At 63.7% G+C, this 23,328-nt stretch carries 20 protein-coding genes; 4 read left to right on the top strand and 16 right to left on the bottom strand.

What is annotated here, in order from left to right:
- Window positions 1-24: 24 nt before the first annotated feature.
- The 5 genes from RQ479_RS15340 to RQ479_RS15320 all read right to left on the bottom strand — a co-directional run bounded on the left by RQ479_RS15340 (window position 25) and on the right by RQ479_RS15320 (window position 5,334).
- Window positions 25-810, bottom strand: coding sequence for an SDR family oxidoreductase (locus RQ479_RS15340; RefSeq protein ID WP_376705714.1), 786 nt, complete (start codon window positions 808-810; stop codon window positions 25-27).
- 8 nt (window positions 811-818) lie between these two features.
- The gene (locus RQ479_RS15335) at window positions 819-1,583 is read right to left on the bottom strand and encodes an SDR family oxidoreductase (RefSeq protein WP_376705713.1); all 765 of its coding nucleotides are present in this window, start codon (window positions 1,581-1,583) and stop codon (window positions 819-821) included.
- Window positions 1,584-1,709: 126 nt separating this feature from the next.
- Window positions 1,710-3,218, bottom strand: a complete 1,509-nt coding sequence (locus tag RQ479_RS15330) for a sugar ABC transporter ATP-binding protein (RefSeq protein WP_376705712.1) — start codon at window positions 3,216-3,218, stop codon at window positions 1,710-1,712.
- Window positions 3,219-3,251: 33 nt separating this feature from the next.
- The gene (locus RQ479_RS15325; RefSeq protein WP_292653899.1) at window positions 3,252-4,190 is read right to left on the bottom strand and encodes a sugar ABC transporter substrate-binding protein; all 939 of its coding nucleotides are present in this window, start codon (window positions 4,188-4,190) and stop codon (window positions 3,252-3,254) included.
- Between the two features lie 133 nt (window positions 4,191-4,323).
- A complete protein-coding gene (locus RQ479_RS15320) occupies window positions 4,324-5,334 on the bottom strand; it encodes an ABC transporter permease (RefSeq protein ID WP_376705711.1) in 1,011 nt (336 codons plus the stop codon).
- Window positions 5,335-5,600: 266 nt separating this feature from the next.
- On the opposite strand from RQ479_RS15320, the gene RQ479_RS15315 reads away from it, so the two are divergent.
- Window positions 5,601-6,563, top strand: a complete 963-nt coding sequence (locus RQ479_RS15315) for a sugar-binding transcriptional regulator (protein ID WP_376705710.1) — start codon at window positions 5,601-5,603, stop codon at window positions 6,561-6,563.
- Between the two features lie 254 nt (window positions 6,564-6,817).
- Here the strand turns inward: RQ479_RS15315 and RQ479_RS15310 are convergent, their stop codons facing one another.
- The 4 genes from RQ479_RS15310 to RQ479_RS15295 form a co-directional block, all read right to left on the bottom strand.
- Window positions 6,818-8,308, bottom strand: a complete 1,491-nt coding sequence (locus RQ479_RS15310) for an FGGY-family carbohydrate kinase (RefSeq protein WP_376705709.1) — start codon at window positions 8,306-8,308, stop codon at window positions 6,818-6,820.
- Window positions 8,309-8,328: 20 nt separating this feature from the next.
- Window positions 8,329-9,651 carry an NAD(P)H-dependent oxidoreductase gene (locus tag RQ479_RS15305; protein ID WP_376705708.1) on the bottom strand — a complete coding sequence of 441 codons (1,323 nt, stop codon included), beginning with the start codon at window positions 9,649-9,651 and terminating at the stop codon, window positions 8,329-8,331.
- Between the two features lie 212 nt (window positions 9,652-9,863).
- Window positions 9,864-10,970, bottom strand: a complete 1,107-nt coding sequence (locus RQ479_RS15300; RefSeq protein WP_376705707.1) for a mandelate racemase/muconate lactonizing enzyme family protein — start codon at window positions 10,968-10,970, stop codon at window positions 9,864-9,866.
- Window positions 10,971-11,026: 56 nt separating this feature from the next.
- Window positions 11,027-11,758 (bottom strand): GntR family transcriptional regulator, encoded by a 732-nt coding sequence (locus RQ479_RS15295; protein ID WP_376705706.1) that lies wholly within the window; start codon window positions 11,756-11,758, stop codon window positions 11,027-11,029.
- Between the two features lie 206 nt (window positions 11,759-11,964).
- Here RQ479_RS15295 and RQ479_RS15290 point away from each other — a divergent pair, with 206 nt between their 5' ends.
- Together RQ479_RS15290 and RQ479_RS15285 are read left to right on the top strand one after the other, a co-directional pair.
- On the top strand, window positions 11,965-12,636 hold the full coding sequence (locus tag RQ479_RS15290) for a helix-turn-helix domain-containing protein (RefSeq protein ID WP_352466105.1): 672 nt from the start codon (window positions 11,965-11,967) through the stop codon (window positions 12,634-12,636).
- A gap of 49 nt (window positions 12,637-12,685) precedes the next feature.
- Window positions 12,686-13,096: a cupin domain-containing protein gene (locus RQ479_RS15285; RefSeq protein WP_376705705.1), complete on the top strand. Its 411-nt coding sequence runs from the start codon at window positions 12,686-12,688 to the stop codon at window positions 13,094-13,096.
- Window positions 13,097-13,412: 316 nt separating this feature from the next.
- On the opposite strand, the gene RQ479_RS15280 is transcribed toward RQ479_RS15285, so the two are convergent.
- Genes RQ479_RS15280 through RQ479_RS15270 form a run of 3 tightly spaced genes read right to left on the bottom strand, consistent with a single transcriptional unit; the run spans window position 13,413 to window position 18,032 of the window.
- Window positions 13,413-14,567 (bottom strand): efflux RND transporter periplasmic adaptor subunit, encoded by a 1,155-nt coding sequence (locus tag RQ479_RS15280; RefSeq protein WP_352466107.1) that lies wholly within the window; start codon window positions 14,565-14,567, stop codon window positions 13,413-13,415.
- A 16-nt stretch (window positions 14,568-14,583) separates the two neighbouring features.
- Window positions 14,584-17,763, bottom strand: a complete 3,180-nt coding sequence (locus tag RQ479_RS15275) for an efflux RND transporter permease subunit (RefSeq protein WP_376705704.1) — start codon at window positions 17,761-17,763, stop codon at window positions 14,584-14,586.
- Window positions 17,757-18,032: a hypothetical protein gene (locus tag RQ479_RS15270; protein WP_376705703.1), complete on the bottom strand. Its 276-nt coding sequence runs from the start codon at window positions 18,030-18,032 to the stop codon at window positions 17,757-17,759. Before RQ479_RS15270 ends, RQ479_RS15275 begins: the two co-directional genes overlap by 7 nt.
- Before the next feature lie 253 nt (window positions 18,033-18,285).
- Here RQ479_RS15270 and RQ479_RS15265 point away from each other — a divergent pair, with 253 nt between their 5' ends.
- The gene (locus RQ479_RS15265; protein ID WP_031211029.1) at window positions 18,286-18,867 is read left to right on the top strand and encodes a TetR/AcrR family transcriptional regulator; all 582 of its coding nucleotides are present in this window, start codon (window positions 18,286-18,288) and stop codon (window positions 18,865-18,867) included.
- A 548-nt stretch (window positions 18,868-19,415) separates the two neighbouring features.
- On the opposite strand, the gene RQ479_RS15260 is transcribed toward RQ479_RS15265, so the two are convergent.
- From RQ479_RS15260 to RQ479_RS15245, 4 genes are all read right to left on the bottom strand, one after another.
- Window positions 19,416-20,438 (bottom strand): LacI family DNA-binding transcriptional regulator, encoded by a 1,023-nt coding sequence (locus tag RQ479_RS15260; protein ID WP_376705702.1) that lies wholly within the window; start codon window positions 20,436-20,438, stop codon window positions 19,416-19,418.
- A 57-nt stretch (window positions 20,439-20,495) separates the two neighbouring features.
- Window positions 20,496-21,290 carry an ATP-binding cassette domain-containing protein gene (locus tag RQ479_RS15255; RefSeq protein WP_376705701.1) on the bottom strand — a complete coding sequence of 265 codons (795 nt, stop codon included), beginning with the start codon at window positions 21,288-21,290 and terminating at the stop codon, window positions 20,496-20,498.
- Between the two features lie 4 nt (window positions 21,291-21,294).
- Window positions 21,295-22,281: an ABC transporter permease gene (locus RQ479_RS15250; protein WP_352466112.1), complete on the bottom strand. Its 987-nt coding sequence runs from the start codon at window positions 22,279-22,281 to the stop codon at window positions 21,295-21,297.
- A gap of 107 nt (window positions 22,282-22,388) precedes the next feature.
- Complete coding sequence (locus tag RQ479_RS15245) at window positions 22,389-23,321, bottom strand: substrate-binding domain-containing protein (protein ID WP_292659924.1); 933 nt, start codon at window positions 23,319-23,321, stop codon at window positions 22,389-22,391.
- Window positions 23,322-23,328 lie beyond the last annotated feature (7 nt).

Genomic DNA, 23,328 nt, shown 5'->3' with positions numbered 1-23,328 from the left:
TGGAACGTTGGCCTGTTTCATATCTCACGACATGATCAGGCCGCCATCGACATTGATGGTCTGGCCGGTGATGTAGGCCGCATCGTCGCTGGCGAGAAAGCTGACCAGGCCGGAGACGTCCTCGCCGCTGCCGGCGCGGCCCATCGGGATGTTGTTCACCCATTCGGCCATCAGCTCGCCGGGCTTGTAGTCGCCCATCAACTTGCCCCACGCGGCATCGTTATAGGCCCACATGTCGGTGTCGATGATGCCGGGGCAGATCGCGTTGACGGTGATCTTCTCCTTGGCCACTTCCTTGGCAAGGCTCTGGGTGATGCCGACGACGCCGAATTTCGAGGCCGCATAATGGGGCGTGTAGATAAAACCCTGCCGCGCCTGGCCGGATGCGGTGTTGATCAGCCGGCCGCCATCGCCATGCTTGCGGATGCGCGCGATCGCCTCCTGGCAGCACAGGAACACCCCCTTGGTGTTGACCGCCATCACCTTGTCCCACTCGCCCTCGGTCATCGCCTCGATCCTGGCGATGGTGATGACACCGGCATTCTGCACGGAGATGTCGACGCGGCCGAACTGTTGCTCGGCCAGGTCATAGAGGGCGACGACCTCGTCCTTTTTGGTCACGTCCATGCGCAGCGATGCGACCCTGGCGCCCGCAGCCTTCAGACCGGCGGCGACCTCGTCGACGCGCGGGTCGATGGCGCTGACGACGACCGCGGCACCTTCCGCCGCGAAGCGCCTGGCCATTGCCGCGCCGATGCCGCCGCTGGCGCCGGTGATCACCGCCGTTTTTCCCTGGAATCGCTTCTGCATCTTTTCTCCTACCAGCAGACGAAGCCGCCATCGACGATCAGGTCGATGCCGGTGACGAAACTCGCGGCGCGGCTGGCCAGGAACACGGTCGGGCCGACCATCTCTTCCGGCGCCGCCATGCGGCCCATCGGCGTATCGCGCTCAAAGATCCTGACCTGGTCGGCGACCTCCGGCCGCTTGTTCATCGGCGTCAGCGTGTAGCCCGGGCTGACGACATTGACGCGCAGGCCGCGATCGGCCCATTCCATGGCGAGGCTCTTCGACATGTGGATGACCGCTGCCTTCGACGAATTGTAATGCGCCTGGGTCAGGCCGCGATTGACGATCGAGCCCGACATCGAGGCGATGTTGATGATCGAGCCCTTGCGTCGCGTCAGCATGGCGCGGGCCTCGGCCTGGCAGGACAGGAACACGCCGCTGACATTGACGTCATAGAGCTTCTGCCATTTTTCCAGCGACAGCGTCTCTGCCGGCTCAGCTCCGGCGATTCCGGCATTGTTGACGGCGACCGTCAGCGCGCCGAGTTCCGCCTCCGTACGCTCGATCGCGGCCGCGAGATCGGCCTCTGCAGTCACCGTGCCGGTCAGCACCAGTGCTTTGCGGCCCAATGCGGTGATCTGGTGTGCGGTCTCCTCCAGCCCGCCTTTGGAGGCGTGGCCGAAGCAAGCGATGTCGGCGCCGGCCTCGGCCAGCCCAATGGCGATTGCTTGCCCGATGCCGCTGCCGGCGCCTGTCACAAGTGCCACGTCACCATGAAGTTCGAATAGTTTCATCGTCGGTCCCTCTGCTCCAACCGCCGTCCTCCGGAAATAAAGGGGCGCCAACTCTGTTGCTGGCGCCCCGCGCGGTCTGGTGCCCGGGAGGATACCACCTGCTGCGCTTTGTTTCGATGGGCCGTCCTAGCTCGTGGCGAGTTCCATGACGGCGACGTTGCTTGCCTCGCTGCGGTCGAGAATGCCGCGTTGCCGGCCGCGGCTCAGCACCAGCACGCGATGCGACAGGCCGAGCACTTCCTCGAGGTCGGAGCTCACCACCACCACCGCCATGCCGGAGCGGGCAAGGTCGGCGATGACATCATAGATCGCGGCGCGTGCACCGACGTCTATGCCGCGCGTCGGCTCGTCCAGGATAAACACCTTGGGCGGGCGCGACACCCATTTGGCGATGATCACCTTCTGCTGGTTGCCGCCGGAGAGCTTGCTGACCTCCTGGTTCGGCCGGCCCTTGACGCCGAGCCGGCGAATACCAGCCTCGGCGAATTTCTGCACCGCCTTCGGGAATACCCAGCCATTCGGCGCGACATGGTCGAAATTGCCGATCGCCAGGTTCTCGCCGATCGTCTGGTCGAGCACCACGCCTTGTGCCTTGCGGTCTTCCGGTACCAGAACGACGCCGGCCTTGATCGCCGCCGCCGGGCCATTGAGATGCACCGGCTTGCCGGCGACGCGCACCGATCCCGATGAGATCGGATCGGCACCGGCGATCGCCCGCACCAGCTCCGTGCGTCCGGCGCCGATCAGCCCGGCAATGCCGAGGATTTCGCCGGCCCGCACCGAAAAGCTGACATTTTGGAAGCTGCGTTCCGGCGAGGACAGGTTCTCGACCTCGAGCAGCGTGTCGTTGCCCGGCGCCGATACCGTAGGGAACATCCGCTCGACACTGCGGCCGACCATCTGCTCGACGACGGTGCGCACCGGAATGTCGGCGCGCTCGTGCCGGGCGACGATGCGCCCGTCGCGCATCACCACCACGCGGTCGGCGATTTGGGCGATCTCGTCCAGCCGGTGGCTGATATAGATGAAGGACATGCCTTCCGCCTTGAGCTTGCGGATCTGCTGGAACAGAAGTTCCGTCTCTTCGCCGCCGAGGGCTGCCGTTGGTTCGTCGAAGATCAGCAGCTCGGCATTGAGCGTCAGCGCCTTGGCGATCTCGACCTGCTGTTGGGCGGCGATACGCAGCGTGCGCACCTTGCGCTCGGGAGAGACATCGAGGCCGAGGCGCTTCAACTGGGCCGATGCCCGGGCATTCATTGCCGCGCGGTCGATGCGGCCGCTGCGCATCGGCAGGCGCCCGACATAGACGTTTTCGGCGACCGACAGATCGGGCAAGAGCTTCAGCTCCTGGTGGATCATGCCGATGCCGGCGTCGATCGCCGCGGCAGGATTGGCGGGGGAATAAGGGTTCCCCCGCCAGGTGATGGTGCCGGCATCGGGCTTGGTCGACCCGGCGATGATGTTTGAGACAGTCGATTTGCCGGCGCCGTTTTCGCCAAGTAGCGCCACGACCTCGCCCGGCCGCACCTCGAAGCTCGCATCGGCCAGGACCTGTACCGGCCCGTAGCTCTTGCAGAGGCCGCTGACGACGAGCCCGCTATGGAGGCTGTGCGTGTGGCGAGGATCGGTGGACATCGTTGCGCTCGTCGACTGCCGGACTGGTCTCAATCAGGGATGCTTGGCGATGAACTGCTCGACATTGTCCTTGGTGGTCAGCGTCGCATCCTGCAGCTGTTCGGCGGGAATGGTCTCGCCGGCCACCAGCTTGATTGCTGCATCGACGGCAAGCCGGCCCATGCCTTGGGTCTGCTGCGTCGCGGTCACGTCGAAGACGCCGTCCTTCAGTGCCTTGAGCGCCGCCACGTCACCGTCGAAGCCGGCAACCCAGACCTTGTGGCCGGGATTGGCGACCTTGACGGCCTGCGCCGCACCGAGCGCCAGCGCATCGGCCTGGCCGATGACGATCGACACGTCGGGATGCGACTGCAACAGATCCTGCGTCAGCTTGAAGCCTTCGTCCTGGTGCCAGCCTTCGCTCCACAATTCGCCGACCACCTTGATGTCGGGATAGCCCTTCAGCGCTTCTCCGCAGCCCTTCGAGCGGTCGACCTCGGGCGTCGTACCCTTCTGGCCGTGGATGATGATCAGCTCGCCCTTGCCGCCGGCCTGCTTGGCGATGTAGTCGCAAACCGCCTTGGCCGAGGCCACGCTGTTGGTGGCGATGAAGGTGTCGCCGGGCGCGCCGTCGGCGTTGCGGTCGACATTGATGACTGGGATGCTGGCAGCCTTGGCGGTCTTGGTCGGCACGGTGGCGGCGGTGGCGCCGGCTGGAATGTAGATCAGCGCATCGATGTTCTGCGTGATCAGGTCCTGCACCTGGCTGACCTGGGTCGCCGAATCGCCCTTGGCGTCGACGGTGACGACCTCGATCCCCTTTTCCTTGCCGTAAGCTTCGACGGACTGCTTGATCTGGTTGAAGAAGTCGGCCTGCAGATTGGCGACGGCGAGGCCGAGCTTCTTGGCCTCCTTGGCCGAGGCCATATCGGACAGGCTAAGCAGCGGGATGACGGCCGCGGCGGCAAGCAGCAATGAACGTTTGGTCAGCATGTTTATTCCTCCGTTGATGTTCAATCTGTCCTGCCCGCGCATCGCGGCGCCCCTTGGCCGAACAACTCCCAGTTTCGGATCACCGATCCGTTTTCGCCCGAATATCCGGGTGAATCTCATTGTGCCCCATTCTTCATTGTGCTCGGCGCCGCCACGTGTCGGTGGCCACCGCCAGCGCGATCACCACGCCGATAACCACTTGCTGGATGAAGGGCGAGACACCGAGCAAGTTGAGCCCGTTGCGCAGCACGCCGATGATGAGGACGCCGATGGCTGTGCCGCCGATCGAGCCGACGCCGCCCGACAGGCTGGCGCCGCCGATTACCACCGCGGCGATCGTGTCGAGTTCGTAGCCGAGGCCGGAGCTCGGCTGGACGGAATCGAGCCGCGCGGCAAGCACGATGCCGGCGAGACCGGCGAGCACGGCGCAGATCGCATAGACCCAGTTGGTCAGCGACTTGACCGGTATGCCGGACAGCCGGGCGACTTCGGCGCTGCCGCCGATTGCGTAGAGGCTACGGCCGGTGGCGCGATAATTCAGGAAGATCGCGAAAATGACGGCAAGCACGATCATCAGCCCGACGGTGACCGACAGGAATCCGAAATGGCGGATGATCGACAGGCTGGTGAACCAGTCGGGAAAGCCGACGATCTGCGAGCCGTCGGTGATCATGTTGGCGAGGCCGCGCGCCACCGACATCATTGCCAGCGTGGCGATGAAGGGCGGCAGCTTGGTGACCGTCACCAGCAGGCCCGAAACCAGCCCGCAAAGACCGGCGACGACGAGGGCTGCGGCAATGCCCATTGGCAGGCCGAGATTGAGATAGTCCGGATGGGCGACGAAACCCATCACCATGGAAGCCAGTGCCAGCACCGAGCCGACGGACAGGTCGATGCCGCCGATCAGGATGACCAGCGTCATGCCGATCGCCATGATGCCGAGCACGGTGACCTGGTCGAGCACGTTGAGGATGTTGCGGATGGTCAGGAAGGTGTCGGTGGTCAGCGAGAGCGCCAGGCACAGCAGAACCAGCCCGATCAGCGGGCCCATGGTTCCGGCAAAGACAGCCGAAAACCTTGCGCCCGCCGTAGCCTGCGCGCCAGAGCCTGCCTTCAACTCGCTTGTGTCGTTGCTCACAGCCACTTTGTCTCCTCCACAGCAATCCGGCGCTGCATCACCGGGCCACTTTGTTCACCAGGCCCCTCCCTGTGAACAATTTATCTTTAACATGCAATTTTGTTCAGCTAAACTGTTCGTCGGAAAATTGTCAAGGCCTGCCGCTTCATTCGACGACGGGTTTGCGCTGTCCGCCGGTTTGCCTTACGCAAGGTCTGCGAAATCTTGGGCATTTCGAAGTCGCCGGATTGGAATATCATGAGCAGAGCCGGCGGCTGCGGCAAGGCAAACAGATGACGATCGTAGAGAACGAAAGAGCCGCGCGCTTCCCCGACGCCGAACTCAAGGCCCGCGCCGCCTGGCACTATTATGTCGAGGGTCTTACACAGGAGCGGATTTCCGAAATTCTCGGCGTCGGCCGCATCAAGGTGCATCGCATTCTCTCCGCTGCCCGCGAAGAGGGTGTCGTCCAGTTTCGCATCCGCGACAGCGTCGTCGAATGCGTGATTTTGGAGGAAAGCCTCAAGCAGCGGTTCGGGCTCAGCCAGGCCGTGGTCGTGCCGTCGGCGGCCGACCGAAGCAATGCGCCGCTGATGATCGGGCACGCCGCTGCCGCCTACCTGGCCGACCATGTGAATGCCGGCGATGTCATCGCACTGGGCTGGGGGCGGACACTGAAATTCGCCATCAATGAATTGCCGCGGCGGCCCATCGCCAGGACGACGGTGGTTTCGATGCTTGGCGGCCTCACCCATGCCCAGCCGCTCAACCCGACAGAAAGCGCCTGGGATTTCGCCGAAAAGATCGGTGCGGAGTGCTTCCTGCTGCCGGTGCCGGTCTATGCCGACAGGCCGGAGCAGCGCGACGCTTTCATGAGCCAGCGCAGCGTTCAGGACGTCGTTTTCCGTGCACGCCGGGCAAACATCGCCGTGCTCAGCGTCGGCTCGTTTTCCAACGACAGCCCGATCGCCAATTATGGCTTCATCAAGCCAAGCGAACTCGAGGAACTGCAGGCGGCCGGTGCCGTCGGGGATATTCTGTGTCATTTCATCGACGCCGAGGGCCGCCCGGTCGACCACGAGGTCAACCGCCGCGTCTGTGCCTATCCGCTGCAGGATCTGTCGGATATCCCGAGCATCATCCTGGTGTCGGGAGGCAGTGAGAAGGTTGCGGTGATGCGGGCGGCGCTCGCCAACACCAAGGTATCGGTTCTGATCACCGACGAAGACGCGGCGAAGGGCTTACTGGGCCGCTGATATCTGTTGGGTCGCAGGTCTCAGTCTGATCTCAAATGCAGCATCCGTAATTCTGTAGCGATCCTTCGCGCCCCCCTCTGGCCTGCCGGCCATCTCCCCCTCTTGGGGGGAGATTGGCAGCTTTGGCGCCGGCGCTCATCCTGCAACGTTGGAGATTGGCGAACGCGGCTGAGCGCGTGATCTCCCCCCAAGAGGGGGAGATGTCCGGCAGGACAGAGGGGGGCGCTGTCCCGCCAGCATCTCGCTAACTAAACCTACCCAACCTCATCCAGCCGCGCGTGGATGTCCCGCGTCGCGTGATAGAGGTCGCGGTAGATTTCTTTGCGGGCGCGATAGGTCGGGACCAGCGCCTTGACGGGGTCGACCTGTCTTGACGGCTGCGCGGCCATCGTCTTTGCTGCGGTTTCCGGCGAGGCAAACCAGCCGACAGCCGAGGCCGCCAGCATGGCAGCGCCGAGTGCGGCGGCTTCGTTGACCGGCGAAACCGAAAGCGACCGGTCAAGCACGCTTGCCATGATTTGCATGAGCAGCGCGCAATTGGTGCCGCCGCCGGCGGCAATCATCGCCACCGGTTTGCCGCCGGCCTGGGCTTCCATGGCCTCGGTGGCAACGGCCTGCTCGAAGGCGATGCCTTCCAGGACAGCGCGGAACAGATGCTCCGGCCGGTGGTCCAGCGACAGGCCGACAATGGCGCCGCGTGCCGCACCGTCCCAATAGGGGCTCATGACGCCGGCCCAATAGGGCATGATGAGCAGGCCGTCGCTGCCTGCGGCAACATCCAGCGCCGCGTTCTCCAGCGCTGCCGCCGAGGGCGAACCGGTCGTGCGAACGATCCAGTCGACCAGTTGCATGCCCGAGCGCAGCACGGTCTCCAGCATGAAACCGGAGCCGGTCGGCGAGACCAGCGTTCGAAAGGCGTCCGAGGTTTTCACCTTGCCGCAATAGCAGCCGCTGACCACGCCGGAGCCGAGCGAAAGATAGCTCTTGCCCTCACCATAGACGCCCATGCCGAGGCCCATAGCTTGCCCGTCACCGGCTCCTGCCACAACCGGCGTGCCAGCCTTCAGGCCGGTCAGCTGCGCCGCGGTTGCGGAAAGCCCGCCGCAAATTGCGCCCGGCGCGACCAGCTCGGGCAATTGCTCCATCTCCAGTCCGGCGGCCGCAACGAGGCGGGTATGCCAGGTACCTTTCTCGATGTCGAGCAGCCCGAGCGGATCCGCACTTGCGGTGCTGGTGACCAATCGCCCGGTCAGCCGCTGAACGAAGAAGCCGTGCACGTCGACCAGCGCCGCTGCCTGGTGAAGCACTTGCGGCTGGTGCTCGGCAAGCCAGGCAATGGCGTAGAGCGCCGGCGTCGGGTCCGGCGGCTTGCCGCTCCAGTCGCGGATCGCCTCGCGGCCGAGTTCGGCCGAAAGCCTGATAACCTGAGGCCGGGCGCGTTCGTCGAGCCACAGGATCGCCGGGATGAGTGGTTTGCCGGCGCTGTCGACCAGAGTGAAGGTCTCGCGCTGGTGAGCGATGCAGATCGCCGCCACCCGCGCAGCGCCGACCGCCTCGGTGACCTGCTTCAATGCCCCAAGCAGCGCCGTCCACCAATGTTCGGCGTCCTGCTCGAAATGGCCGGGCTTCGGATTTGAAAGCGGATACGGCTCGCGCGCCTGGAACAGCTCCTCGCCGTCGCGGGTGAAGGCAATTGCCTTCACGGCCGTGGTCGAGGCGTCGATCCCGATTACGACATCGTCCATCAGGCGGAGATCCGGCGGGGTCAGGCTGCGTTTGTAACGAACCGTCCGTCCGACTGGTCGAGACGGCGGCGGATCTGGGTTATCACCATCGAATCGTCGGGTACACAATTTTCATAGGTCAGGAAGTCGCCGGTCTTGAGCGGCTTGACCACCTTGGCGCGTTCGGCAAGGCCAAGCGGCAGGGCGCCGCGGGCGCGTGCATCGTCCCAGGTCATGGCGAAGCCGCGATAGTCGTTCTCGCCGATCATGCCAAGCGACTGGCCAACGCCAAGATCGCTCTTGGCAACCGCCACCGCCTCGGCGACCGGACGGTCGAGCGGCTCCATGTCGGCGCGCTTGTAGACCACGGCACGCGCCGCCGACAGCGGCACTTCCAGGCTGGTCAGATGATACGGCCGGAAGATCGTGAAGTAGGGGCCTTTGCCGACCTTGAGGTCGATCATGCGCTCCAGCACGCGCGGATGCCGGGTCTCGATGATGCAGAACACGCCGGGCGCGACGCCCTTGCCGATGGAATAGTCGACCACGCCCTTGCGATGCAGCACCCCGCCGTCCTCGCGTGGGCAGAGCACGCTGGCCAGTTCCTCCAGCGTCGCGGTCGGGCCGTGCATGCCCGGCACGTCGGGCACCAGCCCGGTCGCATTGGCGATCGCCACCATTTCGATCGCCGTCTTCGAGCCGTCGACGAATTCGACCAGCATGCGCGCATTCATGTTGCGCTCGGCCGCCTCCTTCTCGTAGTCGGCCGGCATGGCGTCGATCTTCAGCGGATTGTTCTTGCCCTTGCCGGCGGCGATGATGTTGAAGCCGAGGCTTTTGGCAAAGCCGATGATCTCCAGCGTGCAGGCCGGCTCGTCGCCGGCCGCACCGGTATAGACGACGCCGGCCTTGCGCGCTTCGTCCTTCAGGAAACGGCCGATGGTGATGTCGGCCTCGACATTGAGCATGACGATGTGCTTGCCGTTCTTCATCACTTCGAGCGCGAACAGCGTGCCGATATTGGGATTGCCCGTCGCGTCGATGATGACGTCGATACGGCCGGCCGCCGCCAGCGCATGCAAATCTTCGGTCACCGCGATCTTGCCGGCCTCGATGGCGCGGTCGATCGCTGCCGCATTGCCGGCCTGGACGATGTCGGAACGGTCGTGGCCAGCGAGCAGCGCCGCGTCGATCGCTGCCTGCGGCCTGACTTCGGAAATAGCGCCGATCCGCATGCCCGGCATCAGCGCGACCTGGACGACGATGTCGGTGCCCATTTGCCCGGCGCCGGCAAGCCCGATGGTGATCGGTCCCTGCTGTTCAGCGCGCTGCAGAAGTTCCGCTGCAAATTGCGGATGGGACATGTCGCTTCCTCCAGTTCCTGACGCGCCGCAGCGTCCAAATCAGCGTTTTGAACATTTCTATTTCCAAATGAAAAATATTTCAACCGGCAATTGGGCATTGTCGCCCTGCAATCGGCCGAAGACGATTGGATGAGCGGTCAATCCACACGGCCGTGCCTCTGCAGTCAGAAGGACGCGGCATATTCAGGTTGATTGGGTGCAGCCTTATTCGCTCAGCTGCCGATCTCGAAGAAGGGCGCGCCGAGCAGGTCGGGAACGACATCGATACCGAGTCCCGGCCCGTCCGGAATGCCCATGCGGCTTCCCGAAACCGGCGGCATGTTGGATGCGGTGCGCACCGTCACCCATTCGTGAAAGGCGATGGCGTGCAGCCGGCGCTCCTCCGGCGTCGACAGCGACAGATGCGCCATGGCCGATGTGTCGATCTCGGCGCCGCCAGTGTCCTCGACCGTGATCATGAAGCCCAGGTCGACGGCAAGGTCGCGGATCTGGCGCGTTTTGGTTACTCCTCCGAGCCGCGAGATCTTCAGCGTCAGCCCGTCGGCGGCGCCCTTGCGATGGATGTCGAGCATATCATCCAGCGAGGCGACGGATTCGTCGAGCACCATCGGCTTGTCGAGCGAGCGGCGCACCGACATGCATTCGTCTATCGTCGTGCAGGGCTGCTCGAACGTATAGTCGATGTTGCGCGTCGCATCGGCGAACTGGCGCGCCTGGTAAGGGGTCCAGCCGGCATTGGCGTCGCAGAAGATGACGGTGCCCTTCGGCACCGCGGCGGCGACGGCTGTGACGCGTTCGATGTCGTCATGGACGTTGCCGCCAACCTTGACCTGCAGCCGGTGAAAGCCGTCGTTGACGATGCGCTTGGCAAGTGCTGCCATCGCATCGACCGTGCCGTGGGTGACGACCTTGTAGAGTTCGGCAGTCTCGCTTTCGCGTCCGCCAAGCAGTGTCACCAGCGGCACGTCGGCGGCGCGCGCCGCAAGATCCGAGCACGCCATGTCGAGCGCCGACTTGATGTAGGGATGGCCCTTGAACACGGTATCCATCAGCCTGTTGATACTGGCAAGCCCGCGTGGATCATGGCCGATGAGATACGGCGCGATCTCGACGACACCGGCGCGCGTACCGGCGGCGAAGGCCGGCGAATAGAAATTGCCGAGCGGCGCCATCTCGCCCCAGCCGGTGAGCCCGCTATCGGCGGTGACGGCGACGATCACCGCGTCGAACGCATCGGCGACGCGCCCCTTGGACATACGATAAGGCCCGTCAACGAAGGGCTGGACGACATGGTAGGCTTTGATGGTTTTGATCTGCACGTTTTCTGTCCGTTATCTGCGATATTAAGGGTGGCCCACCAAACTTATCGGGCTCATCAGGCGGTTTCGGGCCGGCCGCGGGTCAGACTTGCACGACTAGCGTCATTTGGGCCGCGTTGCTCCAGCCCGCGCGCATAGGCGAGCAATGCCTCGAAATCGAAATTGATGTGCTCCTTGGCATGGCGCTGGGCGGCGCGCATGTCGGTGCCCTTGAGCAGCCGCACATAGGTCTCGTGAGCATCTTCGGCAGGCACCGGCTCGTTGCGCGCCCGCTGGTGCAACGCGAAATACATCTGCAGCCGGCTGGTCAGCCGTTGCCACGTTTCAAGCAGCACCGAATTGTCGGCCCATTCGTGGATCAGGCCATGCAGTTGCAGCGCCGTTTCGATCTGCCGCGTCGTGTCCAGTTCGCGCGTCGCCTGCTTCACCGCCGCATGGCGCCGGTCGAGTTCGTCGAAGAAGCGCTGGTCGCGAAGCGGCCAGGTCCGCGCGATGGCGAATTCGTCCAGCACCTTGTTGAGCGAATAGGCATCGTCGATATCCTTGGCGGTAACGTCGATGACGAAGGTTCCGGCGTAGGGGATGCTGGTCAGGATGCCTTCCTGCACCAGTTCGCGCATCGCCTCGCGCAGCGGCGCGCGGCTCACCCGCATCTGCTCGGAAATCCTGAGTTCGTTGAGCTTCTGCCCCGGCTCCAGCTGGCCGGTCAGGATCGCCCGCCGGAGCAGCGCGACGATCTCTGCCCTGCGTGTCGTATCGGCGATCGGATTGAAATCCAGCTTTGCCATCCGGCTGCTCCACGAGACCAAAAGCGACACAAGCAGATTGTCGACAATCTAACAAGAGGAATTTCTGGATTGTCGATCCTGCATGACATTGGCGCTCTTCCGGCCTCAGCCAGCCTGGCCATGCAAGCCTTCCCGCTCGCCTCGCTGAGCGTCAGCTGGCTTCTCGCAGCGGGAAACGGACTGGTGCGTAGCCTTCGCAATGTCCATTGACGACTGGGAACCTTTGTGTCACTAGCAGTGACATGAATTCACAAATGATGACTCAGAAATACGAGAGCCCGCTGCGGGCGGAGCAGGCGCAGGCGACGCGCGAGCGCATCCTCGCGTCCATTCGAACGATCCTGGAGCAAAATCCGTACAGCCTCCTTGGCTTCGATGAGGTTGCCGAGGTTTCGGGCGTGAACCGAAGGACGATCTTCCGCCACTTCCCGACGAAGGAAGCGCTTCTGGAAGCCTTTTGGGCCAGCACCAATGCCTCGCTGGGAGTGCGGTTCTGGCCTGAGCGGGAGCAGGATCTGATCGATCTTCCTCCCGACCTTTTCGCCTCGTTGGACGCAATCGAGGGCGTAGTCAGGGCCTCGCATGCGAGTGCTACCGGGCGCGAGATGCGCCTGCAAGCCAATAGTGAGCGGCAACGTGCCTTTCGGAGCAGCCTTTCGCAAGTCGCAAACGGAATGGACCCGAAAGCGGCGCGCCAGCTTGAGGCCGTGATCCAGCTCCTGTTCAGCGCCACTGCCTGGCAGACGATGAAAGACTACTGGGGTCTTACCGGCCGTGAGGCCGGAGAGGCAGCCGCCTGGGCAATTCGCGCCTTGCTCAATGCGGCAAAATCGCAGCAGGGCGCTGTTCGAAAGGGAAAAGCAAGTGACTTGGCATAAGACCAAAGCGACGGTCCATCGGGCCGATTCGGTTCAAGGCTTCTGGGTGATGGGCGATCAGGTCGCTGTCCGGGCAAAGCTCGCTGGGACGGCACTCAACGTGATCGACGTCACGGTACCTCCTGGAAGCGGCACGCCGCCCCACACGCATCCTTCCGCGGAAATTTTCCGCATTCTCGAGGGCACTCTCACGATGTGGACAGTGATCGATGGTGTCGCGCAAGAATATGAGGTGGAACCCGGTGATGTCGTCACCATTCCGGGCAAGGCGCCCCATGGCTATCGCAATGCTGGTCCCGTGCCGGTTATATTCATGGCGATCGTCGACTACGAGATGATCGCATTCTTCGAAGAGGCTGCATCCAAGGACGCGCCCTCCGGCCCGCCGACCGCTGACATGATTAACCGCGTGATCGAGCTTACCGGACGCCACGGAATCCAGATCCTGCAGGCGGCCTGACCGGCGAAACCGTTGCGCCAGGCTCAGGATTTGACCTGGCTTATGCCGCCTAAATCCAGCAGTCCATCCATCCAGGGTCGAAGCGGGCCTTCGCGCGAGTGATACGTGCAGCCGCGACAAGCCGTCGGCTGGATGGATATCGCCGTTTGCTGATCCACAAACTGTTTCACAGCTAGAGAGCGCCTCTATGCTGCCATCGTCGCCAGAACCGCCGTTCGCGCGACGGCTTGAATCGACCGTGTCGAAACTATCAGCAAAAACGGCGCCCTTGGCGTGGGAGCCGAGGGCGCCGCGGGACCGGACCTGATGGGGGTTATCAGGTGGCCGGTTTCTCGGGCAGCGGCGAGACCGGCATTCCCGGGCCGATCTTCTGCAGATTGCCGGTAATCACCCGGTCGCCTTCGGCCACACCGCTCAAGATGGCGACCTGATCGCCATTGGTCGGTCCGAGCGAAACGATACGCTGGTCGACGGTGTTGTCCTTGCCGACGACATAGAGGTATTTGCCAAGCTGGCCTGAGCCGAGTGCCGTCTGCGGCACCATCAGCGCATCGGGCTGCTCTTTGACGTGCAGTCTGACGCGGACATACTGGCCGGGCAGCAGCGTGAACTTGCCGTTGCCGATCGTCGCCCGTGCCGTGATCGTGCCGGTCGAGCGATCGATCGTGTTGTCTATGAAGGTAAGATCGCCCTTCTGGCGCGGTTCCGTTTCACCGGGAAGCAGGACGTCGACACTGATCGGTCCCGCGGCCCGGGCTTCCTCGATCTGCGTCAGGTCGGTCTCGCTCGGATTGAAGGTGACGTAGATCGGATCGAGCTGCACCAGGGAGTTGAGCACGGTGCCGGCAACGCTGACCAGCGTTCCGACGGAAGCCTGGCTGCGACCGATGCGTCCCGCGAACGGGGCACGGATTTCGGTATAGCTCAAATTGAGCTCTGCGGTCCGCAAGGCGGCCTGATTCACGGCGAGCGAAGCCTGAGCCTCGCGCAAGGTGCTGGTGCGCTGGTCGAACACGTCCTTGGCGAGATAGCCGCTCTTGGCGAGCTCGCTGCCGCGCCCGAGATTGGAGCGCGCATAGTCGAGTGTTGCCGTGTCGCGCTGGATAAGCGCCTTCGCCTGCTCGAGGGCAGCCTGGAAATCCTCCGGGGCGATCTTGTAGAGAAGGTCGCCCTTTGCAACGTCGCTGCCGTCGGTGGCGACCTGCTCCTGCAGATACCCCGGCACGCGCGCCTGCAGCGTGATGCTGCGAATGGGCTCCACCCGGGCGGCATAGTCGAGATAGATCGGGATCGTCTTTTTGACGACGCTCACCACCGGCACCGGCATGACAAAGGCTTCCGGCTTGGGTGTCGCCGCCCCGGCTGTGCCGGCGTTGAGGCTGAGGCTGCCCATGTCGAGCAGGTGAACGCTCGCCACTGAAATCGCCCCAAGGGCGACGGCCGTTCCCAGCGCGATTTTCCATTTACGCATGATCAATTCTCCAGTCCTATTCAGCCGCTTCGGCCAATGGCTCGAAGGCGGGTTCGGCAGTTGGTTGTTCAGTCGCTTCGGAGACCGGTTCGCCCTCGCTGCGGCGCTCGCGCAGCTGCTCGATCACCGCATAGAAGACCGGCACGAACACCAGCGACAGGATCGTCGCCGCGACCATGCCGCCAAAGACGGTGGTACCGATCGACTGCCGGCTCGCGGCACCTGCACCTGTAGCGAACATCAGCGGCAGCACGCCGAGGATGAAGGCGAAGGCGGTCATCAGGATCGGTCGCAGCCGAAGCCGCGCCGCTTCCATCGCGGCGTCGACGATGCTGAGGCCTTCTTCGCGCCGGCGCCGGGCAAACTCGACGATCAGAATCGCGTTCTTGGCCGCCAGTCCGATCAACATGACGAAGCCGATCTGCGAATAGACGTCGATCTGCATGCCGCGCAGCCACAGCACGACGAACGCACCGAACAATGCAAGCGGCACCGCCAGCAGCACCATGAACGGCATCGCCCAGCTCTCATATTGCGCGGCGAGGATCAGGAAGACGAAGACGATCGCGAGACCAAAGACGACGGATGCGATCGATCCCGCCTTGAGCTCCTGATAGGTGATGCCAGTCCATTCGTAGCCGAAATCTCTCGGCAACGCCGTGGCAGCGGCACGCTCCATTGCCGCCACCGCCTGGCCGGACGAGAAGCCGGGCGCGGCGCCGCCATTGATCAGGGCCGACGCATTGTTGTTGTAGTGCGGCACGGTCTCGGGGCCGACGATGGGCACAAGCTTGCCCAGCGTGCTCAGCGGCACCATGCCACCCGAAGCATTGCGGACATAGAGCCGCGAAATGTCGGCCGGGCCGGCACGAGAGTCCTTGTCGGCCTGGATCGTCACCCGGAAGGTGCGGCCGAACAGGTTGAAATCGTTCACATAGAGCGAGCCGAGATAGATCTGCAGCGTATTGAAGACGTCCGGCAGGTTGAGCCCGAGCAGCTTCGCCTTGGCGCGATCGAGATCGTAGTTGAACTGCGGCGTCGAGGTCGAGAACGACGAGAACAATTGCTGCGGGTTGAGCTCGGGCTGCTTGCGCGCCTCGGCAATCACCGCTTGCGTCGCATCGTTGAGCGCCACGCTGCCGCGGCCGGTCAGGTCCTCGACCTGGAACTCGAAGCCACCGGTGGTGCCGATGCCCGGGATCGACGGCGGGTCGAAGCTCAGCGCAAAAGCCTCCGGAATTTGCAGCAGCTTGTTGCGCACGTCAGCGACGAGCTTCGAGGCGCTCTGGTCGGGGCCGCGTTCGTCCCATGGCTTCAGGATGGCGAATTCGACCGCCGAGTTCGACTGCGCGGCGCTGGTCAGGAAGTTCAAGCCGCTGATCGAGCCGACGATGTCGACGCCGGGGGTATTCTGCAGGATGTCGCGTGCCTTTTGCGCCACGGCGTCGGTGCGTTCCAGCGAGGCCCCGTCGGGGAGCTGGATGACGACGAAGAAATAGCCTTGGTCCTCGACCGGGAGGAAGGTCGAGGGCAGGCGCTGCCAGACGAAATAGGTCGCGACAAGTCCGGCCGCGAACACGCCGAGCATGATCCAGCGCAGGCGGATGAGAATGCGCACGCCATTCGCATAGGCATGCGCCAGCCGTTCGAAGCCCATGTTGAACCAGCGGAACAGCACGAACTGCGTTTCCGGCCGGTGGCGCAGGAAGGCGGCGCTGAGCGACGGGGTAAGCGTCAGCGAGACGAAGGCCGAAATGCCGAAGGAGATCGCCACCGTCAGGGCAAACTGGTTGTAGAGCCGGCCGGACACGCCGGGAATGAAGGCGACCGGCACGAACACGGCCATCAGCACGGCGGTCGTGGCGATGATCGGGCCGGTGACCTCAGCCATCGCCGTGCGCGTGGCAGCCAGAGGTTTGAGGCCAGCCTCGAGTTGGCGTTCGACATTCTCGACGACGACGATCGCATCATCGACGACAAGGCCGATCGCCAGCACCATGCCGAGCAGGCTGAGCATATTCAGTGAGAAGCCAAGCATATGCATGACGGCCAGCGTCGCCACCAGCGACACCGGAATTGCGATCGTCGGGATGATCGTGGTGCGCCAGCTTTGCAGGAAGATGAACACCACGGCGACGACCAGGACCAGCGCTTCGCCGAGCGTGATCAGCACGTCGTGCATCGAGGCCGAAACGAAACGTGTCGTATCGTAATGCATGGCGTAGCTGACGCCCTTCGGGAAACGGGCCGACAGCTCCTGCATCTTGTCCTTGACGCGCTGCTGCAGATCGAGCGCGTTGGAGCCCGGCATCTGGTAGACCGCGAGCACCACCGTCGGATCCTTGCCGAAGAAGGCCGACGACGAATATTGCAGCGCGCCGAGCTCGATGCGCGCAACGTCGCGCAGCCGGACTAGCGAGCCGTTGGCGGTATTGGCCCGCACGACGATGTCGCCGAACTCCTTGGGATCGCTCAGCCTGCCGACGGCGTTGACCTGCATCTCGAAGGCGGTGCCGGCCGGAGCCGGCGACTGCCCGATCTTGCCGGCCGCCACCTGGACGTTCTGCTCGGCGACGGCGTTCTGCACGTCGACGGCAGTAATGCCGAGATTGGCGAGCTTGTCGGGGTCGAGCCAGATGCGCATCGAATAGCGCCGCTCGCCGAAAATCTGCACGTCGCCGACGCCGCGCAGGCGCTTCAGCGGATCGACCACCTGCAGATAGGCGAGGTTGCTCAGCGCGACCGGGTTGACGGAACCGTCCGGCGAGGTGAGGTCGACGATCAGGACGAAGTTCGGGTTCTGTTTCTTGATCGTCACACCGCCCTGGTTGACGATGGCCGGCAACGAGGAAGCCGCCTGTGAAACGCGGTTCTGGACGTCGACGGCGGCGGTGCTCAGGTCATAACCGACGTCGAAGGTGATGGTGATCGTCGACGAGCCGTCATTCGAGCTCGACGACGACATATAGGTCATGCCCTGGACGCCGTTGATCTGCTGTTCGAGCGGCGTCGTCACCGTGTCGGCGACGACCTGCGCGCTGGCGCCCGGGTAATGGGCGCTGACCACGACCTGGGGCGGCGTGATGTCGGGAAATTGCGAGACGGGCAGCAGGAAATAACAGATCCCCCCGGCGAGCACCATGATGATGGCGATCGCCGACGCAAAGATCGGACGATGAATGAAGAAGTTTACCATGAGATGCACGCCTCGCCCGATGCTCTGGCCCGGCCAAAGGCCTTGGCCACCCTGGACAGCCGCCGGCTGCGCATTGAGCCGGAATCTTCGAGAAAGCCGAAATCTTGCAGGGGGCGACGCGGCGCATTGCGGCGCTCGGCCTGCTCATCCGCCAGCGCACGCAGCATCGCCTCGAAAGACCGTGGGTCGACACGGTCGGCCTTCATCAGCATGCGGATCATCGGATCCCCCACGACTTCATCGATCGTCAGATCATTGCGCTGCGACATCGAAGCGGCTCCTGGTTTTTGGCGATCCGCGGCAAGCCGCGGATCGGGTGTTCTCTTGCTCGCCGGCCGAGGCCGTAAGGTGCGGTTCGTCCCCTTGCCGATTGGGGCGGGGGTGATGGCCAGCACTTGCGAGTTTGACATGATGCAATGCGGGTGTTACAGGTAAGTAACATCTCTAACGTTACAGACCGGTAACACCCTAGTCAAGAGGTGCACCGAGGGAATTTCGGGAAACGCAATCACGGAGGTTTTGATGACAGACGGTGTTGTGGAGCGTGTTCGCCCCCGGGACAGGATCCTGGAGACGGCACGGGACATGTTTCACAAGCATGGCATTCGCGGCGTCGGCATCGACGCCATCACCGAGGCCGCCGGCACCAACAAGATGACGCTGTACCGGCATTTCGAGTCCAAGGACGACCTGATCATCGAATGTCTGCGGGCGACCGCCTGCAGCGCCAACGCGATGTGGGAAAAGTTCGAGGCCGAGAATCCGGGCGACAAGCTGGCGCAATTGCACGCCTGGGTCCGGATGGCGGCCGATTGCCTGATGTCCGACCGTCGCGGTTGCGACATGGCCAACGCCGCCATCGAGCTGAGCGAGGCCGATCATCCGGCAAGGCAAGTGATCAAGGAACTCAAGGAAGCGCAGCGCGAGCGGCTGGTCTCCCTGTGTCGCGATGCCGGCATCGGACAGGCCGAACTTCTTGCGGACACGCTGTCGCTTCTGCTCGAGGGCGCCCGTGTCAGCCTGCAAAGCGTCGGCGCCGAGGGCCCGAGCGCGCAGTTCGTCCGCATGGCGGAAGGCCTGATCACTTCTTTCAGGGCCAGATAATCTCGCAAGCGGCGAAACGATCCGTGGCGTTTCGATTGCGCGCCGCGCCGCGGGGTGATGTCTCGTCCCATCCGGATGTGCCATCTCGCGTCTCCCTTGCCGATCCTCCGCACCAATGCCGGCGCGGCGTTGTTTGCTGGTCGTAAGGCAGGATAGGGCCGCCGGCGAACCGGTGAGAGTGACAAGTGTGACAGGATTCTGCGCGACAAGCCGCGGCGATCGCAGCAAAGCTCATCGATCTGCGGATCAAGAGTCGCGTCCGCTGCTAGTCAGGCCCCAAGCATCGGCCGCTATCCCGGAGCCGGAACAAAAAAAGCCCGCTGCCGGGAGGAGGTGGCAGCGGGCTCGATTTCGAATACGGCACGGGAGGAGGTGTACCGCACTCAGCGTCGGCATCGCATCTGGGAGGAGTAGATGGCCGACACCTGCGAAACTATCGATTGCCCAATGATTCGGCAACCACAAAAGTTGCATAGGTGATGTGCAGATTTGCGGTATCAACCGAATTTTAACGATCAAGGCCGAGCGACCATCGCCCTCGCGCGGCATCACTGCACCGGGACATTTTCCTTGAAGATCAGGCGCGGCTCGATGAATTTCCGCGTCAGATAGGGCGCCGACGAGGCGATCGAGCCGAGCAGGCGAATGACCGACTGTTCGGCGATCAGCCGCGCATTCTGGTCGATGACGACGTCGAGCAGATCGTCGACGAGATAGCCGCGCGTCTCGCGCGTCAGATCATGGCAGATGAACACCGGCTTCTTCTGCGGCCTGACTTCGCGCAGCGCCTTCGCAACGCCCGAGCGCCCGGCGCCGATACAGTAGATGCCGAGCAGCTCCGGCTCGTTGTGCAGCGCCTTCATGGTCGCGGTATAACTGACCTCCGGCTCGTCGTTGATCTCGACGGCGCTGGTGACGGTCAGGTTGGGGAACTCCTCGCCGAGCACGGAACGAAAGCCCATTTCGCGCTCCTCGTGGCCGCGATAGGAGCGTGAGCCGACGACCATCGCCAGATGGCCCTGGCGGCCGCCGAGGAACCGTCCCATCAGCAGCGCCGCCGTGCGGCCGGCCACCCGGTTGTCGATGCCGACATAGGCCGACCGGGGCGCGGCCGGAACATCGGACACCAGCGTGACCAGGCGGATGCCGGCCTCGACGATCTCGCGCAAGATGTTGCGCGTTCTCGGATGATCGATGGCGATGACGCCGACGCCGTTCGCCTTGAGCGAGAGGTTTTCGACGGCCGCCTGCAAGGCGCTCGGCGAGATGCCGGCGAGCTTGTGGATGCGGCAGGAGGCAACCAGCGGCAGGCGCGCCGCATAATCCTCGATGTGCCTGGCCAGATCGGCCATGAAGGCATTGCTGCCGATCGGCAGGAAGAATTCGAGATGCGCCGGCCGCGAAGGCAACGCGACCTGGTCGACGACCGGCAGATAGCCGAGCTGCTTGGCCGCCTCCATCACGCGCTGCCGGTTGGCGGCACTCGCCCCCGGCCGGTTGTTGAGCACACGGTCGACCGTCGCGGTCGACAGGCCACAGCTCCTGGCAATATCCGAAACGGTGGCTTTCATGTCGCAACCATGTGGCGATGCGATCCAGTGCCTCGACGATAAGCCCGGCTCGGCTGCTCAGCCGGGCCGTTGCGTGCCCTCGACCAGCGCGTCATGGATCTCCTTGTCCGACATGCCGGTGATGACGCGTTCGACTTCGGCGACGCTGGTCTTCTTCGGGTCGATATCGTCGGCGACCACCTTGCCGCGGCGCATGACGACGATGCGGTCGACCACCTGGAAGACGTGGTGGATGTTGTGGGCGATGAAGATGCAGGAATGGCCGGAATCGCGGGCGCTGCGCACGAAGCTCAGAACGCCCTGCGTTTCGGCGACGCCGAGATTGTTGGTCGGCTCGTCGAGGATGATGAGGTCGCTGTCGAAATGCATGGCGCGTGCAATCGCCACAGCCTGCCGCTCGCCGCCGGAGAGCGAGCCGATCGGCGTCGTCGGCGGGATGTTCTTCGAGATGCCGACCTGCTTGAGCAGGTCGCGGGCAACCACGTTCATCGCCTCCTGGTCCATGCGGTTGAGGAAACGCGGCAGCTTGATCGGCTCGCGTCCGAGGAACAGGTTGCGGGCGATCGACAGCTGCGTCACCAGCGCGGAGTCCTGGTAGATCGTCTCGATGCCATGGGCGATGGCGTCGCTGGTGCTGCGCAAATTCACCTTCTTGCCGCGGATGAAGATGTCGCCGCTGGTCAGCGGGACCGCGCCCGATAGCACCTTGATCAGCGTCGACTTGCCGGCGCCGTTGTCGCCGAGCAGCCCGACGATCTCCCTTTCGTTGACGTGGAAATTGGCATCAACCAGCGCCTGCACGCGGCCATAGGACTTGCAGATGTTCGTCATGCGGATCAGTGGCTCGACCATCGTCTCAAGTCCCTGCCTGATGCCGGCGTTCCAGCCATGAGTGGAGCGCCATCATGCCGAGGATGATGGCGCCGATGAAAATATTATAGGCAAGGCCGGGCACGCCGATCAGCACGATGCCGTTGCGCATCACGCGCAGGATCAGGATACCGAGCACCGTGCCGATGATTGTGCCGCGCCCACCGGTCAGCGCCGTGCCGCCGATCACCACCATGGCGATGACTTCGAGCTCGTAGCCGGTGCCGCTGTTGGGGTTGGCCGCCGAGGTGCGCAGCGAGGAGATGACGCCGGCAAGCGAGGCCAGGATCGACGACAGGATGAACAGGCCGATCTTGACGCCGCTGACATTGACGCCGCGCGCCCTTGCAGCACTCGGGTTGCCGCCGGCCGCCTGGATCCAGTTGCCGGTCCGGCTCTGCGTCAGCACGTAGCCGAGCGCGATTGCGGCGGCGATGAACCAGAACAGCGACATATAGATCCGGAACGGCCCGATGAAGAAATCGCCGACCAGCGCTTCCGCCAGCCAGCTGCCCTCGGCGCTCCAGGTCCGCTGCGGAAACCCGTTGGTGACGAACAAAGCGGTGCCGCGCACCACCAGCAGCATGCCCAACGTCACCAGGAAGGACGGGATCTTGAGCTGCGTCACGAACCAGCCATTGACCAGTCCAATGAACGCAGCGACCACCAGCGCCATGACGAAGGCGGCTTCGAGCGAGGCGACGCCGCTGTTGAACAACGTCCACATCAGGACCGGCGAGAAGCCGAACACCGAGCCGACCGAGAGGTCGAATTCGCCTGATGTCATCAACAGCGTCATCGCCAGCGCGATCAGGCCGAGCTCGACCGTGAAGGCCAGCGTGTTCGAGATGTTTTGCGGCGACAAGAAGTCGTGGTTGATGCCCCAGAACACGGCGATCTCGACGACGAGCAGCACGAACGGCCCGAACTCGGGCCGCGCGATCGAGCGTTGGATAAGAGAACGATTTTCCACCTTGGACCCGCGATAGGATTGGATTTGGCCGAGACCGCAACCGGCTTCGGCGGAATGATGAGACAGTCACGGCCGCCGAAGCGGCCGTGACCAACTCGATCGCGGATTTATTTGCCGGACAGGATCTTGTCGTAGACTGCCGCGGTGTCCTTCTCGTAGAGCGCGCCGGTGATCACGTCGAAGCCGGGCGGAATACCGCTCGCCGCCATGTTGGCGAGCGAGAGCGCGACGTAGCTGGTCGCCTGCGGATCCTGCCACTGGCCGGCATTGACGTAGCCGTTCAGCACTTCCTGGGTGGTGTCGAGCGAGTTGCCCCAGCCGACGACCGGGATTTCGCCCGGCTTGACGCCGACCTGGTCGAACACCCGCTTGATCGAACCGGTGACAAGGTCGCCGAGGCCGATAACCGCCTTGACCTTGGCCCTGTTGGCGGTGAGGTAATCGACCATGCGGTTGATCACTTCGGCCTGGTCGAGCGTCGCTTCGGTGATTTCATAGGTGATGCCGAGCGGCTCGAATACGCTCTTGATACCTTCCTCTTCCTGGACGCCATAGGTGGCGCCGGGAATTTCGACCGGCATCCAGACGAAGTCGCCCTTCTTCACCAGGCCCTTGTCGACCAAATACTGCGCCCAATGCTTGCCGAAGGTAACGTTGTCGCCGCCGACATAGGCGTTGAAATCCGCCTTCGGGTCGGGCGTGTTGAAGTTGATGATCGGGATGTTCGCTGCCCGCGCTTCCTTGACGATCTCGACAAGGCTGCCCGGATCAGGGCTGGTCGTGGTGATGCCGTCGGCCTTGGCGGCAATCGCGGCGCGAACAGCCTCCTGCTGCGACGCCACGTCGCCATTGTGGAACGACGTGTTGACAGTGTTGCCGGTATCCGCCGCCCATTGCTTGGCGCCGGCAAGGAAGTAGGTCCAGACCGGATCGGCCGGGCCGCCATGCGAAATCCAGTAGAACGTCTTGGCCTGTGCCGCGGCCGGAATGGCCAGCGCCACCACCAAGCCAAGTACGAGCAGTCTTAGCCTCGTCAGCATTTGATTT

The organism is Mesorhizobium sp. ISC25, from assembly GCF_042295465.1.
In the GTDB taxonomy this organism is placed as follows: Bacteria; Pseudomonadota; Alphaproteobacteria; order Rhizobiales; family Rhizobiaceae; genus Mesorhizobium.
This window is presented reverse-complemented; position numbering and strand designations above follow the sequence as displayed.

Excerpts from the sequence above, each read along its gene's own strand:
- RQ479_RS15335 (WP_376705713.1), bottom strand. The coding sequence starts at position 1,583 with ATGAAACTATTCGAACTTCATGGTGACGTGGCACTTGTGACAGGCGCC.
- RQ479_RS15285 (WP_376705705.1), top strand. The coding sequence starts at position 12,686 with ATGGGCGATCAGGTCGCTGTCCGGGCAAAGCTCGCTGGGACGGCACTC.
- RQ479_RS15325 (WP_292653899.1), bottom strand. The coding sequence starts at position 4,190 with ATGCTGACCAAACGTTCATTGCTGCTTGCCGCCGCGGCCGTCATCCCG.
- RQ479_RS15280 (WP_352466107.1), bottom strand. The coding sequence starts at position 14,567 with ATGCGTAAATGGAAAATCGCGCTGGGAACGGCCGTCGCCCTTGGGGCG.
- RQ479_RS15340 (WP_376705714.1), bottom strand. The coding sequence starts at position 810 with ATGCAGAAGCGATTCCAGGGAAAAACGGCGGTGATCACCGGCGCCAGC.
- RQ479_RS15260 (WP_376705702.1), bottom strand. The coding sequence starts at position 20,438 with ATGAAAGCCACCGTTTCGGATATTGCCAGGAGCTGTGGCCTGTCGACC.
- RQ479_RS15245 (WP_292659924.1), bottom strand. The coding sequence starts at position 23,321 with ATGCTGACGAGGCTAAGACTGCTCGTACTTGGCTTGGTGGTGGCGCTG.
- RQ479_RS15330 (WP_376705712.1), bottom strand. The coding sequence starts at position 3,218 with ATGTCCACCGATCCTCGCCACACGCACAGCCTCCATAGCGGGCTCGTC.
- RQ479_RS15265 (WP_031211029.1), top strand. The coding sequence starts at position 18,286 with ATGACAGACGGTGTTGTGGAGCGTGTTCGCCCCCGGGACAGGATCCTG.
- RQ479_RS15270 (WP_376705703.1), bottom strand. The coding sequence starts at position 18,032 with ATGTCGCAGCGCAATGATCTGACGATCGATGAAGTCGTGGGGGATCCG.
- RQ479_RS15255 (WP_376705701.1), bottom strand. The coding sequence starts at position 21,290 with ATGGTCGAGCCACTGATCCGCATGACGAACATCTGCAAGTCCTATGGC.
- RQ479_RS15295 (WP_376705706.1), bottom strand. The coding sequence starts at position 11,758 with ATGGCAAAGCTGGATTTCAATCCGATCGCCGATACGACACGCAGGGCA.
- RQ479_RS15310 (WP_376705709.1), bottom strand. The coding sequence starts at position 8,308 with ATGGACGATGTCGTAATCGGGATCGACGCCTCGACCACGGCCGTGAAG.
- RQ479_RS15305 (WP_376705708.1), bottom strand. The coding sequence starts at position 9,651 with ATGTCCCATCCGCAATTTGCAGCGGAACTTCTGCAGCGCGCTGAACAG.
- RQ479_RS15315 (WP_376705710.1), top strand. The coding sequence starts at position 5,601 with ATGACGATCGTAGAGAACGAAAGAGCCGCGCGCTTCCCCGACGCCGAA.
- RQ479_RS15275 (WP_376705704.1), bottom strand. The coding sequence starts at position 17,763 with ATGGTAAACTTCTTCATTCATCGTCCGATCTTTGCGTCGGCGATCGCC.